The sequence below is a fragment of the Chryseobacterium vietnamense genome (genome assembly GCF_031454475.1).
GTDB classification, from domain to species: Bacteria; Bacteroidota; Bacteroidia; order Flavobacteriales; family Weeksellaceae; genus Chryseobacterium; species Chryseobacterium vietnamense.
Genome location: NZ_JAVDQX010000001.1, coordinates 160,379 through 175,437, shown reverse-complemented (window position 1 = coordinate 175,437; position 15,059 = coordinate 160,379). Strand labels below are relative to the sequence as shown.

General features: G+C 37.0%; 13 protein-coding genes. 7 read left to right on the top strand and 6 right to left on the bottom strand.

Annotated elements, in window-relative coordinates; all coding sequences use genetic code 11:
- The 3 genes from ilvD to folP all read right to left on the bottom strand — a co-directional run bounded on the left by ilvD (position 1) and on the right by folP (position 3,974).
- Positions 1-1,683, bottom strand: coding sequence for a dihydroxy-acid dehydratase (gene ilvD / locus J2786_RS00800; protein WP_047432560.1), 1,683 nt, complete (start codon positions 1,681-1,683; stop codon positions 1-3).
- 180 nt (positions 1,684-1,863) lie between these two features.
- Positions 1,864-2,736: a branched-chain-amino-acid transaminase gene (gene ilvE, locus J2786_RS00795; protein ID WP_047432565.1), complete on the bottom strand. Its 873-nt coding sequence runs from the start codon at positions 2,734-2,736 to the stop codon at positions 1,864-1,866.
- A gap of 371 nt (positions 2,737-3,107) precedes the next feature.
- Positions 3,108-3,974: a dihydropteroate synthase gene (folP, locus tag J2786_RS00790; RefSeq protein ID WP_052187013.1), complete on the bottom strand. Its 867-nt coding sequence runs from the start codon at positions 3,972-3,974 to the stop codon at positions 3,108-3,110.
- Between the two features lie 339 nt (positions 3,975-4,313).
- Here folP and J2786_RS00785 point away from each other — a divergent pair, with 339 nt between their 5' ends.
- From J2786_RS00785 to tpiA, 6 genes are all read left to right on the top strand, one after another.
- Complete coding sequence (locus J2786_RS00785; protein WP_047432572.1) at positions 4,314-4,880, top strand: DUF1599 domain-containing protein; 567 nt, start codon at positions 4,314-4,316, stop codon at positions 4,878-4,880.
- 1 nt (position 4,881) lies between these two features.
- Positions 4,882-5,991, top strand: coding sequence for a BT_3928 family protein (locus tag J2786_RS00780; protein WP_047432576.1), 1,110 nt, complete (start codon positions 4,882-4,884; stop codon positions 5,989-5,991).
- Between the two features lie 109 nt (positions 5,992-6,100).
- Positions 6,101-6,448: a tellurite resistance TerB family protein gene (locus tag J2786_RS00775; protein ID WP_047432580.1), complete on the top strand. Its 348-nt coding sequence runs from the start codon at positions 6,101-6,103 to the stop codon at positions 6,446-6,448.
- A 29-nt stretch (positions 6,449-6,477) separates the two neighbouring features.
- Entirely contained in the window at positions 6,478-8,604 is a 2,127-nt protein-coding gene (locus tag J2786_RS00770; protein ID WP_047432583.1) for a S9 family peptidase, read from the top strand.
- A 40-nt stretch (positions 8,605-8,644) separates the two neighbouring features.
- Positions 8,645-9,022, top strand: a complete 378-nt coding sequence (locus tag J2786_RS00765; RefSeq protein ID WP_047432586.1) for a GxxExxY protein — start codon at positions 8,645-8,647, stop codon at positions 9,020-9,022.
- 116 nt (positions 9,023-9,138) lie between these two features.
- Positions 9,139-9,897, top strand: a complete 759-nt coding sequence (gene tpiA, locus J2786_RS00760) for a triose-phosphate isomerase (RefSeq protein ID WP_047432589.1) — start codon at positions 9,139-9,141, stop codon at positions 9,895-9,897.
- Between the two features lie 74 nt (positions 9,898-9,971).
- Here the strand turns inward: tpiA and J2786_RS00755 are convergent, their stop codons facing one another.
- The 3 genes from J2786_RS00755 to dnaG form a co-directional block, all read right to left on the bottom strand.
- Complete coding sequence (locus tag J2786_RS00755; RefSeq protein ID WP_047432591.1) at positions 9,972-11,240, bottom strand: esterase-like activity of phytase family protein; 1,269 nt, start codon at positions 11,238-11,240, stop codon at positions 9,972-9,974.
- A 354-nt stretch (positions 11,241-11,594) separates the two neighbouring features.
- Positions 11,595-12,281: an ATP-dependent Clp endopeptidase proteolytic subunit ClpP gene (gene clpP, locus J2786_RS00750; protein ID WP_027373257.1), complete on the bottom strand. Its 687-nt coding sequence runs from the start codon at positions 12,279-12,281 to the stop codon at positions 11,595-11,597.
- Between the two features lie 113 nt (positions 12,282-12,394).
- Positions 12,395-14,383 (bottom strand): DNA primase, encoded by a 1,989-nt coding sequence (gene dnaG, locus J2786_RS00745; protein WP_047432594.1) that lies wholly within the window; start codon positions 14,381-14,383, stop codon positions 12,395-12,397.
- A 224-nt stretch (positions 14,384-14,607) separates the two neighbouring features.
- Between dnaG and tsaE the strand changes: the two genes are divergently transcribed.
- On the top strand, positions 14,608-15,015 hold the full coding sequence (tsaE, locus tag J2786_RS00740) for a tRNA (adenosine(37)-N6)-threonylcarbamoyltransferase complex ATPase subunit type 1 TsaE (protein WP_047432596.1): 408 nt from the start codon (positions 14,608-14,610) through the stop codon (positions 15,013-15,015).
- The last annotated feature ends 44 nt before the right edge of the window (positions 15,016-15,059 follow it).

Below are 15,059 nucleotides of genomic sequence, written 5' to 3'. Positions count from 1 at the left end.
TTATTGAGTGATTTCGTCCGTTACACAACCTTCTGCGGCTGATGATACTGTTAATGCATATTTATAAAGCAATCCTTTCTGCACTTTAAGAGCTGGTTTTTGCCATCCTTTTTTTCTTCTTTCAATTTCTTCTTCTGAAACTTTGAGCTGTATGGTATTGTTTACGGCATCAATTTCAATCAGGTCATCATTGTTTACAAAGGCTATCAGACCTCCTTCATGAGCTTCAGGAGTAATATGTCCTACTACAAATCCATGAGTTCCACCGCTAAATCTTCCGTCTGTAATAAGGGCCACGCTGCTTCCCAGTCCTGCCCCAATCAGTGCACTTGTAGGTTTCAGCATTTCCGGCATTCCAGGGGCTCCTTTCGGACCTTCATGACGAATAACAATGACATCGCCATGTTGTACTGTTCCATCCTGGATTCCTCTGATCAGATTTTTTTCACCATCAAATACACGTGCTTTTCCTACGAAACGTTCCCCTTCTTTTCCTGTGATTTTGGCTACACTTCCCTTCTCAGCAAGATTTCCGTATAATATTCTCAGATGTCCGGTCTCTTTTACAGGTTCTGATAATGGTTTAATAATTTTTTGAGTAGTAAAATCCAGATCAGGAACATTTTCTAAATTCTCTGCCAGTGTTTTTCCGGTTACCGTTAAACAATCGCCATGTAATAATCCCTGGTGTAACAGGTATTTCATTACGGATGGTATTCCTCCGTGTTCATACAGATCCTGCATCAGGTATTTTCCGCTTGGTTTTAAATCTGCCAGTACCGGAGTTTTATCACTCATCGTTTGGAAATCATCCTGAGTAAGCGGTACTCCCACACTTTTTGCCATGGCAATAAAATGAAGAACGGCATTGGTACTTCCTCCAAGGATCACAATCATGCGTAGTGCATTTTCAAAAGCTTTACGGGTCATGATATCCGAAGGTTTAATATCTTTTTCTAATAATACTTTCAAATATTTTCCTGCTTCAAGGCATTCTTCCTGTTTTTCCTTGCTTAAAGCCGGATTGGAAGAGGAATACGGAAGACTCATTCCTAATGCTTCTATCGCGGAAGCCATTGTATTGGCCGTATACATTCCACCGCATGCGCCAGCGCCGGGACAAGAGTTTTTCACAACCCCATCAAAATCTTCTTCTGTGATTTCTCCTGCAATCTTTTTCCCTAATGCTTCGAAAGCAGAAACGATATTAAGCTGTTCTCCTTTGTAACATCCCGGAGCTATCGTTCCTCCGTATACCATGATTGAGGGTCTGTTCAGCCTTCCCATTGCGATAATCGTTCCCGGCATATTTTTGTCGCAGCCTGGCAGCGCAATCAATCCGTCATAGTATTGAGCTCCGCATATTGCTTCGATGCTGTCTGCAATCACATCACGGCTTACCAGAGAGTAACGCATTCCATCTGTTCCGTTGCTCATTCCGTCACTTACTCCGATGGTGTTAAAAACCAGACCGGCTAATCCATGATTCCAGGTTCCTTTTTTTACCACCTGCGCCAGATCATTCAAATGCATGTTACAGGTATTCCCGTCATAGCCCATACTGGCAATTCCGACCTGAGCTTTATGCATATCTTCTTCTGTAAATCCTATCCCATACAACATGGCTTTGGCTGCGGGTTGTTCACTGTTTTGCGTGAATGTTTTTGAATATTTATTTAACATACTTTTCCTACATTTTCTATTCTTTTCCTCTTCCTGAAATGGAGTTCTTTACTAAATTTTGAACCAAAACTACATTTTGTAATATTCTTTTCATTTTCATTTTTTATAAAAATTACAATATTCAATGGTTTAAAGAATGAATCTATTTATTTAATAATCAGATATTTAAATTCTAAAAATCTACAATGACAGAACTCTTACCAATTTCAAATATGCCTGCTGTACTCTACTGCTAGCCGTATTTTCCCAGTTTCTGGTAAAGGGAACATCATCAAGTGAATCCAGAGCTACAATTTCTGCTGCTGTACCACAGAAAAAACCAGCTTCAGCACCCCTCATTTCTTCAGGTTTAAAAAAGGTTTCTTCCACAGGGATATTAAGCTCATTACAAATCTCCATCACGGTTTGTCTTGTGATTCCCGGAAGGATACTTCCTTTAGCCGGAGTATATAAAACCCCATCTTTTTCGTAGAACACATTAGCGCCCGAACTCTCAGCAACATTTCCGTTTTCGTCCAGAACCAATGCTTCGTCATAACCTTTGTCTTTGGCATCCTGACAGGCTAATATTGAGTTTACATAATGTCCTCCTACTTTGGCTTCAACCTTGAAAGCCTTAGGATTAGGACGTTGAAAAGGCGAAGTCATAATTTTCATTTTATCTGCCAGATAGCCGTTGTTCCATTCCCAGGCCAGAAGCGACAGATAAGATTTTTGTCCTTTTGAAAGTGACATATTGGGAGAGCACGTAACCAATGGACGGATATAAGCATCTGTAAACCCATTACGGTCCAGAAGTTCATAGGTAAGTTCTGTAAGCTGGTTTACGGAATAATCGAAGGGAATATGCATTAATTCAGCTGATCTTTTTAACCTTTCATAATGTTCTTTCGCTTTGAAAATTTGAGTTCCATGATCTGTGCTATAGGATTTAATTCCTTCAAAAACAGAATACCCATAGTGAAGTGATTGTCCGTAAAGATCTGTTCCGGCATCTTTTGCTTTCATAAATTTTCCGTCAAAGTAGATGGCCGTGTCGTCGTTGTAATACATGTTATAGAGGTTTAAAAAAATTAAAAATGGGAATAAAAAAAGCCCTCTCACAGTGTGAGAGGGCTCAATATATGTACAGTCATACATGTTCCTTCTCACAAACGCAAGGGAATAATAATGACGATAATAATTACGGATAATAACTGATACATATTTTTATACTATAAAAAATTAAAAACAAAAAAAACCGTTTCATAATTTGAAACGGTTTTATATATAATTTAAATTAAAATCTATTTAAAATGCCGTTTCCTTACTGTTGTTAATGACAACAGCAATAATAGAAATGACAATAATATTTTTCTGATTCGTAAAATTCATACTGCAAATGTATAAACTTTTTAATTACTCACAAGTTTTTTTTGCACTTTTTATTTTTTTCGTAAAAAACGGGTTAATGTTTCCTTTGCTTCAGCCACATCATGAACTCTTAAAATCTTTGCCCCCTGTTCCAACACTTTCCTATGAAGTTTCTGTGTTTCCTCATTGATATCCAAAGGTGATTTTCCCAGTGGTTTGTAGATAAATGACTTCCTCGAAACGCCTATTAAAAGAGGAAATTTCCCAAACCCGAGATATTCAACTTCCTCAATCATTTTCATCTGGTCCTCTACTGTTTTTCCGAAACCAAAACCGGGATCAAGAATGATATCATTCACTCCTTTTTCTAAAAGTTCTTTTGTTTTTTTAGCAAAATATTGATTTACTTCCAGTGTAATATCTGTAAATTTTACTTTATCATGCATGGTTTCGTAGGAAGGATTTACATGCATCAGAATGTAAGGCAGCCTCGTTTCAGCGGCTGTATCAAACATTTCTGCATCATACTGACCTCCTGAGATGTCATTGATCAGATCAATTCCTTCATTGAATCCAAATTTCACTGTTTCTGCATAGAAAGTATCCAAGGAAATGAGGGCTTCCGGAAATTCTTTTTTGATCAGAGAGATGATATTTCCGATCCTGTTTATTTCTTCAGAAGCGTTTAAAAATTCTGCATTGGGACGTGTAGATTGCGGACCGATATCCAATATTTCGGCTCCATCCTTCAACAGTTTTTCAGCATGATTCAACGCTGATTTTTCATTATTGAATTTTCCGCCGTCAGAGAAAGAATCCGGAGTCATATTGAGGATTCCCATAATCTTTGGAGTGTCCAGCTGTACTAATCGGCCGTTGCAGTTGAGTGAGTAGGTTGGAGAGTCTGAGTGTGGGAGAGTGTGAGAGTTGGGGAGCATGGAGTTTATAGTTGATGAATGATAATTGATTTCTGCAGTACAAAATTAGTGATTTATGCGTTTTTAATGAGAAGAAATTAGAAATTATAGGCTGGAAGTTATTAATAATAAATGATGAATGATGAATTACAAGTTATGAGTTATGAGTTTAACTCCTACACTTTCACACTCTCCCACTCTACAACCCTAACCTCCTCTTACTCTAAAACCCTCCAATCCAACAACTCGAATCCGAAACTCTCAAACTCTCCCACCCTCAAACCCTCTCACTCACAAACTCCCGTTGCAAATTCAAAAATCTAAAACCGAATTCGTATATTTGGAAGATTAAGAAAATTTATGCTAAAAACATCAGTACAGTTCGAGAAAATTATCAGTCAGTGCCGTGATCTTTTCGGTAAAAAATTGCAGGATTATGGTGCGGCATGGAGGGTTTTACGACCAAGTTCCATTACAGATCAGATTTATATTAAAGTCAACAGGATCCGTACATTGCAGATGACTGATAAAAAAATGGTGGATGAGAGTGAGGAAGATGAATTTATCGCGATTGTGAACTATTCTATCATTGGACTTATTCAGCTTGAGAAAGGCCTTTCCAATGATTTCAATGAAAATAAAGAAGAAATTTTAGGTCTGTATGATAAATATGCCAATGAAGCAAAAGCTTTGATGGAGAGGAAAAATCATGATTATGGTGAAGCATGGAGGGATATGAGAATCTCTTCAATCACGGATCTTATTTATCAGAAAGTATTAAGAACCAAACAGATTGAGGACAATCAGGGAAAAACAATCGTTTCAGAGGGGCTTGATGCCAACTATTTCGATATGCTGAATTATGCGGTCTTCTGCCTGATCAAGTTCTCGGAAAAAGAAAATCAATTTGAACCCAAAAATATTTAATATGCTCAAAGGTTTATTACGCTTTATTATTGCTGTTATTTTTATCCTTTCAGGCTTTGTGAAAGCCGTGGATCTGGTAGGTTTTTCTTTCAAAATGGAAGAATATTTTGCGCCTCCGGTTTTCAACATGCCATTTTTAGAAAAGTTTGCCCTGCTGTTTTCCATTATTGTAGTGGTACTGGAGCTTTTCTTAGGATTTATGCTGCTGCTTAAATTAAAGCTTAAATTTACCTTGTCCATATTAATTGCACTTTGTATCTTCTTTGGATTCCTTACATTCTATTCAGCGTATTTCAATGTGGTAACAGACTGTGGATGTTTTGGTGATGCCATCAAATTTACGCCTTGGCAGAGCTTCCTTAAGGATGTTGTACTGCTTGTGGGATTGATTATCCTTTTTGTTCTGTACAGAAAAGATTTCCGTAAAAAAGATGAGTACGGAATTACTCAAAAAGAGTCTTCCAACACATTCAAATATATCCTTTTAACAGTATTCTCTTTAGGAATGGTCTACGTTATGGCACAGGGAATTATGCATGAACCTATCATTGATTTCCGTGATTATAAAGTAGGGACTGATATAAAAGCTGAAAAAGCAAAAATTGATAAAAATCCTTCAGAATATAAAACTTTCTACACCCTGAAAAATCAGAAGACAGGAGCTGTTGTAAAAGTAAATCAGGATGATTATATCAAAAAAACAGAATACTGGGCAGAAGGATCTCCCTGGAAAATTGAGGATGGGAAGAATGAATCTGTATTGATCAAAGAAGGTTATAAATCTGAAATTGTAAAATTCAAGATTGAAGATCCTACAGGAATGGAAGTTACCCAGGAAATCATTAACGCTCCTAAAGCTGTTCTGGTGTTTTCATACCATCCAAAAGATGTTCCTGCAGATCTGCTTCAGAAAGTGGAAGCGAAAGTAAATACCCAGAAAGGGGCTCTTATCTATGGTGTTTCCACAGAGCCTAATACTTTTAAAACCATCAAAAATGTACTAATGGACGGGACTGCCATCAAAACGATAGCGAGAAGCAATCCTTTTGTACTGATCCTTGAAAATGGAAAAATTGTAGACAAACAGCCTGCAAAGGACTACGTTAATTAATTATAAATGATGAATGATGAACGATAAATGATCTTTTTGACGAGAGCCAATCGTTGATCAATCATCAATTCATCAAATTTAAACACTAAACTTAAACATACAACAGCTCATGCAAAAATCAAATAAATCAATTGCCGGTTATCACTTATTAATGATTCTTTCTTCTGTAGACGGAGAATTTGCTCCTGAGGAAGGAATGCTGGTACAGCAATATATGGCAGATGAATTTCCTTTCAGAATGAATCTTGACAATGAATTAGACACATTGGCTCTTTTACAGCCTGAAGAATGGAAAGATCATTTTGAATTCCATGCGAGATGTTTCCATGATGATTCTACAGAGGATGAACGTGTCAAATTTGTTCAGTTTGCAAAATCGTTGATCAAAGCTGATAATAAAGTAACTGAAGAAGAACATACTTTCTACGTACTGTTGAAAAATCTTTGGGGACTATAATCTAAACACCGATCCAAAACAAAAATACCATGAAAAAAACTTATCTAGGACTATTAGTAATGAGTGCATCTATATTTCAATCCCAGCAATTTCCGGACATGAAGGTTCCTGTTGCAGAAAAGCAGGAACATATCAGAGAAATCCACGGTGATAAGGTAAATGATCCTTATTACTGGATGATTGATTATTTTAAAAAAGGAAAAGATTCTACCAAGGTCGTTGATTATTTAAAGGCTGAAAACACCTATTGGGAAGGCATGATGAAGGATACTGAACCTTTCAGAGAAAAGCTGTTCCAGGAAATGAAAGCCAGAATCAAAGAGAAGGATGAATCTGTACCTGTTTTTAGAAATGGATATTACTACTACAGCCGCACAGAGACCGGAAAACAATATTTTAAATACTGCAGAAAGAAAGGCAGCCTTACTGCTCCGGAAGAAATTCTTCTGGATGTGGATAAAATGGCGGAAGGGCATCCTTACTATTCAGCTTCCGGCTTCAGCATCAGTCCGGATAATACAAAAATGATCTACGGAGTGGATGATGTCTCCAGAAGGCAGTACAAGTTATTTTTAAAAGATCTTTCTACAGGAAAAATCACGGATCTTGGTATTAAAAACACCACTGGTTCTGCAACATGGGCCAATGACAACAAAACAATTTTCTACACTTCAAAAAATCCTGAAACTCTTTTAACAGAAAAAATTTTCAGACACACACTGGAAACAGATTCCAGTAAAGATATTTTGGTATATGAAGAAAAAGATAAAACCAACTATATCAGTGTAGGAAAAACAAAAAACAATAAATTTATCCTGATCGACTCGCGTGCTACCACTTCTTCTGAAACCCGATATCTGGATGCCAATGATCCTAATGGAAATTTCAAAATTTTTCAGCCCAGGATCAGTAATGTACTTTATGATGTAACTTCTCTTGAGGATAAATTTCTGGTAACAACCAATAAAGATGCTCTTAACTTTAAGATTGTAGAAACTCCTTTAAATAAAACGGGAGTTGAAAACTGGAAGGATTTTATTCCACACAGAAAAGATGTTCTGATGGAGGATGTTACTGCATTTAAAAATTATCTGATATTCAGTGAAAGACAAAACGGACTTTCCCAACTGGTAATTTATGATAGAAAAACAGGGAAAAAGGAGTTTCTGAAATTTGACGAACCTACTTATACCGTTTATTCACTGGAAAACCCTGAATATAACACAGATAATTTCCGTTTTGGGTATACTTCCATGATTACACCAAGTTCTCAGTTTGAACAGGATTTAAAAACCGGAAAACGAGTTCTTTTAAAACAACAGGAAGTTCTGGGAGGTTACAATAAAGATAATTATACAACAGAAAGACTGTTCGCTACGGCAAAAGACGGAACGAAAATTCCAATCTCCATTGTTTATAAAAAAGGGTTCAAAAAAGATGGAAACAACCCACTTCTACTCTACGCTTACGGTTCTTACGGAAGTTCTATGGATGCCAGTTTCAGCAGCACCAGACTGAGTCTTTTGGACCGAGGTTTTGCCTATGCCATTGCCCACATCCGCGGAGGTCAGGAAATGGGAAGACAATGGTATGAAGACGGAAAAATGATGAAAAAGAAAAACACATTTACTGATTTCATTGATGCGGGAGAATATCTGGTTAAAGAAAAATATACTTCACCTAAACACCTTTATGCTCAGGGAGGAAGTGCAGGAGGGCTTCTGATGGGTGCTATAGCTAATATGAGCCCAACTTTATGGAATGGTGTTATTTCACAGGTTCCTTTTGTAGATGTAGTTAACACAATGCTTGACACCAGTATTCCATTGACTACCAATGAATATGACGAATGGGGAAATCCGAACAATAAAGAAGCCTACTTCTATATGAAATCCTATTCTCCATATGAGAATATTGAGAAGAAAAACTATCCGAATCTTTTGGTAACAACAGGATTACATGATTCTCAGGTACAATATTTTGAACCTGCAAAATGGGTTGCCAAGCTAAGAGATATGAAAACGGATAAAAATGTATTGCTACTCAAAACAGATATGGCATATGGCCACGGTGGAGCTTCAGGAAGATTTGATTATCTGAAGGATCTGGCTTTGGTGTATGCTTTTATGTTTAAACTGGAAGGGATTACTAAGTAATTAGTCTCGCAGATTTTGCAGATAACGCAGATTTATATTAATGACAGAAAATGAAATTTCATACATCGTTCGTAAATGTGTTTTCAATGTATATAATCAGTTAGGTCCTGGTTTACTTGAATCTGTATATCAAAAAATCCTGATTTATGAGCTAGAAAAGAATGGTCTCAATGTCAAATCTGAAGTAGTACTTCCTGTATATTATGACAATAAAAAATTTGATATTAATTTCAAAATTGACATTTTAGTAGAAGATAAGGTTATTTTAGAACTAAAATCAATAAAAGAGTTAGACAATATTCATTATAAACAATTATATACTTATTTAAAATTATCTGACAGAAAATTGGGACTGCTTATAAATTTTAATACCTCCAATATTCTGGACAATATAAAGAGAGTGGTAAATAACTTATAATAGGTAATTAGGTTACATTAATCTGCTAAATCAAACAAATCTGCGAGAGCAAAAAGAGTCTCGCAGATTATCCAAAAAAGAAAATTAAAAAATAAATAAATCTATATTTAAATCTTATGAGAAGAAAAATAGTTGCAGGAAACTGGAAAATGAACAAAAATGTAATTGATGCACAACAATTAATGATTCAGTTACTAAGCTATAAAAACAACAATGCTACGAACTGTGAGGTTTGGATTGCTCCACCTGCATTGTATCTGATGATGGCAAAAGATGTTTTTGAAAAGGATGAAATCGGTGTATTTTCTCAGGATATGAGCGAATATGAAAGCGGTGCGTATACTGGTGAAATTTCTGCAGATATGTTAGAGTCTATCGATGCAACCGGTTCATTAATCGGGCACTCTGAAAGAAGACAATATCACGGAGAAACAGATTCTCACTGTAACAGAAAAATCAAATTAGCTCTTGATAAAGGTCTTATTCCTGTTTACTGTAATGGAGAAACTCTTGAGCAGAGAAAGGCAGGACAACACCTTGAGGTCGTAAAAAATCAGACTGAAGTAGCTCTTTTTACGCTTTCTGCTGAAGAGATCAAAAAAGTAGTGATTGCTTACGAACCAGTTTGGGCTATCGGAACTGGAGAAACAGCAAGCCCTGAACAGGCTCAGGAAATCCACGCTCACATCAGAAATATTATTGCTGCAAAATACGGGCAGGAAGTTGCTGACGAGATTTCTATCCTTTACGGAGGATCTGTAAAGCCAGACAATGCTAAAGAAATTTTCTCTCAACCGGATATCGACGGAGGTCTTATCGGAGGAGCAGCTTTGAAATTAGAAGATTTCTCTAAGATCATTGAGGCTTTTAATTAATATAAAATAGCTAAAAACATAATAAAAAGCGGCGGAATCTTCGATTCCGCCGCTTTTTCGTTAAAAAAATCTAATTATTGAATATCGACTACATACATCGTTCCCTTGTCTACTTTACCCGTCTTAGGTAAAATTTTGGCTTTTGGATTTCCGTTGCCATCATCCACCACTCCAAAGTCATCATCATTGAAAACGGCCAGTTTACTATTTCCCAAATAAACAATCCCCTCGAATTTATCATGTTCATAGCCCAGTTTTGCAACCAGATCTACGGCTAATGTTTTGGTAACAGCTTTAATTCCTGCATTGGTAATTTCATCCCATGAACATTGTTCTAAAGCTTTTCCATTGACTTTTATTCCGTCAACAGCGGTGATGTCGGATCCGTTTACATCTGTTGCATTGCTCAGATTGATTCTGTATACTTTTTTGATTCCTCCCTGAGAACCGAAATTTCCGTCTCTTTCTATCACCAGGAATTCATTGTTGCTTAATGCAGTAATATCACATACTGAATCAGAAGCTCCGCCATCCTGCTTATATAAAAATTGCTTGGTCTGCCCTGTAATAATATCAAATGTGACAATTCTCGTTAAAGTTTTATTGGTAGCCAATGCCTTACTGGGAACATACATCATCGACTGTATGGTTCCTACCAGCGTTCTTCCGTCCGGAGTGATGCAGAGTCCTTCCATTCCTCTGTTGGCTCTTCTTTTGGCTAAAACAGCAGGTAATTTTCTTGGTCCGGTATTTACTCCAACCGGGCTTATTCTTTCCATCTCCATTCCATCAGCACTGTAATGGACGATATGCGGACCGTATTCATCGGAAACCCAGAATGTTCCATCAGCAGCTGCCACAATACTTTCGCTGTCTAAACCATATTGATCTGTGCCTAAAACATTGCCGGAAGCATCATATGCAATCTCTCCTGTACTTCCCATTCCTGCAGGGTTTGGAAGTCCGGTAATAGGCTGTCCGGAAGGATTTTTAAGTTTAATATATTTGATCACCTCTACATTTCCGTCAGCATTGATTTTAAAATGCATAATGGTTGGTGTAAAATTAGGAGTAAGAAACTTTTTACCATTCTGAAAATCGGTATTAGGCCCCCTATCCGTAATGACGTAGAATTCGCCTTTCCGTGTAGGGTGAGCGGCTGCACCGGAACCAAATCCACCGTTGATAACGTCCACACCGTTTATTGTCATCAGTTTTGTAAATGGAAATTCCTGAGGTAGTTTGGAATAATTAATATCCTGATTAATCATTGCGGTATCGTCATCACTTTTGCATGAAGCCAATACAGCCAGTATACCCACAGACCATAGTAATTTTTTCATATTCACTTTTATGGCTGCGAAAATAGAGATTGATTATAAACTGATCTTGAATAGAATGATAATTGTATTTTAACAATATAATTACAAAATGAAATGAATATAAACAGAAAAAAAAGAATTTAAAAGTGAGTGATGAGAACTTGGAAAACCACCCCGTCAAAAATTCTTTGAATTTTCGCCACCCCTCCAGAGGAGGGGAATTTTTCCCTCTTCAGTTGAAATTATGGTGTATCCGAAACAATTTGTCATTCCACAAAAATCTGAGCGTCTGGTAATAAAATGTGTGATCAGAATATAAATCCAACAAAAAAACCGCACCAGATGGGTGCGGTTTTCCTATGATTTTACAATCAATTATTTTTTCTCAGTAGATCTTTGTAAAACCTCATCTACCATCCCATAACCTTTAGCTTCTTCAGAAGTCATCCAGTAATCTCTGTCAGATGATTTTTCTACCCACTCATACGTTTGTCCTGAGTGGTGACCAATGATTTCATAAAGTTCCTGCTTCAGTTTCAGCATCTCTCTTAAGTTGATCTCCATATCAGAAGCTACTCCCTGAGCACCTCCTGAAGGCTGGTGAATCATTACTCTTGAGTGTTTAAGCGCAGAACGCTTTCCTTTTTCTCCGGCAACCAGTAATACAGCTCCCATGGAAGCAGCCATACCCGTACAGATTGTCGCTACATCCGGCTTAATGATCTGCATCGTGTCATAGATACCTAAACCTGCATAAACACTACCACCAGGAGAGTTGATATAAATCTGAATATCTTTTGAAGGATCAGCACTTTCTAAGAATAAAAGCTGAGCTGTAACAATGTTTGCTACCTGATCATCAATACCTGTTCCAAGGAAGATAATTCTATCCATCATAAGACGGGAGAAAACGTCCATCTGAGCAACATTTAATCTTCTCTCTTCCATGATGTACGGAGTAAGATTCGTTGGGCCATACATTCCCATATACTGATCGGTAACCAAACCGTTGTTTCCTAAATGTTTTACAGAGAAATCTCTGAATTCTTTTTTAATGTCCATATTTCTATTATGTATTATTTTTTAAATATTCTCGAAGTTTAAATTACAATATTTATTCCTAAAAATTTATAGGACTTTTTGTCACAGAACATCAAAAAAAATCTGACTACAAATTATCTTTTCCTATCCACATAAATTCCTTTGATCGGTGAATATTCGATGATATTGCTCAGTCGCATGGAAGCCTGCTTTAAAAGCGTAATCTTTTTGATCAGCTCATAATATTTTACTTCATCTGTGCTGCTGTACTGATCAAGTTCTTTAGCCGTTTCCCTGATCAGATAATCAATATATCTGTATTTATGTAACAGAACATCTCCCTGAATCTGATCTGCCACTTTATCTCCATAATTAGGAGGATAGATATTTCTGGAAGCCCAGTTTTCAAGTTCATCCAGCGGGATTAAAGCATCTACAACCTTTGTGGTAATCTCTTCGTCCATAAAAGATACAAAAAAGTTTCCACTTCTTAGCTCATCCTTCTGAATTCCTTCTCTTACCTGATTGATAATTATTTCATTTTCTTTGACTAAAAATGTATACTGCTCTTCTTCAAAGTGATGAAGAATTTCTTCAATAACAGTAATATCATATTCCTCATTCTGATCATTTCTCCTTTTCAGAATAATATCTCCGAACATCAGCATATGATCTACAAGTTTGTTCTCCATAAACAATACATCGTACAGGAAAGGATCTTCTTTTTCCTGATCCAGAGGAACAATCTCCATTTTCGGAGCTGCAGCTTTTTCCTTTTGCTGCTGCTGAACATGATGCGTCTGATTCTGCGTGATCTGTTTCTGAACATCCAGCTCATTGAAAAGACTCTGCTCAGAAAGTCCGAATTTATTGGAAACCTCTTTCAGATAAACCTCTCTTTTCAGGGCATTCTGTACAAAAGAAACAGATTTTACAATATCCCGGATCGCTTCAGCCTTTTTAATCGGATCATTTCCGATATCTTTTAAGAGAATTTCCGCCTTAAAGTCGATGAAGTCCATCGCTTCATTTTCGATATACTTTTCAACGTAATCCTGTGGATGTTTCCTGGCAAAGGAATCCGGGTCATCTCCATCTGGGAAAAGCAGAACACGAATGTTCATTCCCTCAGTCAGTAACATATCAATACTTCGGAAGCTGGCTTTGATACCGGCATTATCTCCGTCAAAAAGAATCGTTACATTTTCTGTAAGTCTCTTAATGAGTTTGATCTGTTCTGTTGTCAGAGACGTTCCGGAACTTGCCACTACGTTTTCAATTCCGGACATGTGAAGTGAAATCACATCCATATATCCTTCCACCAAAAGACAGGCATTCTTCCTTGAAATAGCTTGTTTACTCTGGTTTAATCCATAAAGAACATTGGATTTATGATAGATCTCCGTTTCCGGGGAATTGAGATATTTTGCTGTTTTGACATTATTTTTAAGAATCCTTGCTCCAAAACCGAGCACCCTTCCTGAAAAACTGTGAATAGGGAAAATTACTCTTTCCCTGAAACGGTCCACCCCTGCAGGAGTATTTTCCGGGAAGATGGAAAGTCCGGATTTTTCAAGAATTTCTTTATTATAACCTTTTTCAAGTGCATAAGCTGTAAAAGCATTCTTCTTCTCCGGAGAATATCCAAGCTGGAACTTTTTGATAATATCATCCCGGAGTTCTCTCTCTTTGAAATAAGAAAGTCCTATGCTTCTGCCTTCCTGATCATCCCACAGGATCTCCTGAAAATACGTGTTGGCAACCTCATGGATCTTGTACAGCAGATCTTTTTCTGTCTGGGCATGTTTTGCTTCTTCAGAAATTTCACGAAGATCTTCTTCAATTTCAATTCCGTACTTTTTTGCCGCGTGGCGGAGGGCTTCAGGATAGGTAAAATTCTCAATCTCCATAAGGAAAGAGATTGCAGTCCCTCCTTTTCCGGTTGAGAAGTCTTTCCAGATCTGTTTGCTTGGGGAAACAACAAAACTTGGAGATTTTTCTTCATGAAAAGGACTGAGTCCTTTGTAGTTAGACCCTGCTCTTTTCAACTGCACGTATTCACCCACAATCTCTTCAACGCGGATCGTGGAGAATATTTTATCAATGGTCTGTTTGGAAATCATGCTGTAAAATTAAGTAATTTATGGGGAAGTTGGAAGAGGCTGAGAATTTCGGTGCCGGTTTCGGGATACGGGTTCGAAAGTTTGGGAGTTCGAGAGTTTGAGAGTTTGTGAATATGTACGGAATGTACTGTTTATAACTTCCATCTTCCGGCTTCCATCTTCCTGCCTTTAAATTTGTAGCTTCGCAAGTCATAAATCATTATTTTTGCAAAACAAATTAGTATATGCAGTTCACTATCAATACAATCGAAGACTGGCAGGAAGTTGTTGACAGCATCATTCCGGAATTAAAACATAATATCCTTTTATTAAAGGGAAATCTGGGAGCCGGAAAAACTACTTTCACACAATTTCTGCTTAAAAATATAGGCAGCAATGACGAAGTAAACTCTCCCACATATTCTATTGTGAATGAATATAGTACAAAAAAAGGGAAAGTATTTCATTTTGATCTTTACCGCTTAAAAAACATTGAAGAAGTCTATGATATCGGAATTGAAGAATATCTGGACAACTCTTTTCTATGCATTATCGAGTGGCCGGAAGTGTATGAAGAGGAGCTTTACGGGCTCAACTATCACACAATGAGTATTGTGAACACGGGTGAATACAGAGAAGTTTCATTCGATTAAATATTATGTATCTTTGCTCATTAATTGAGTGTAAAAAATAATCT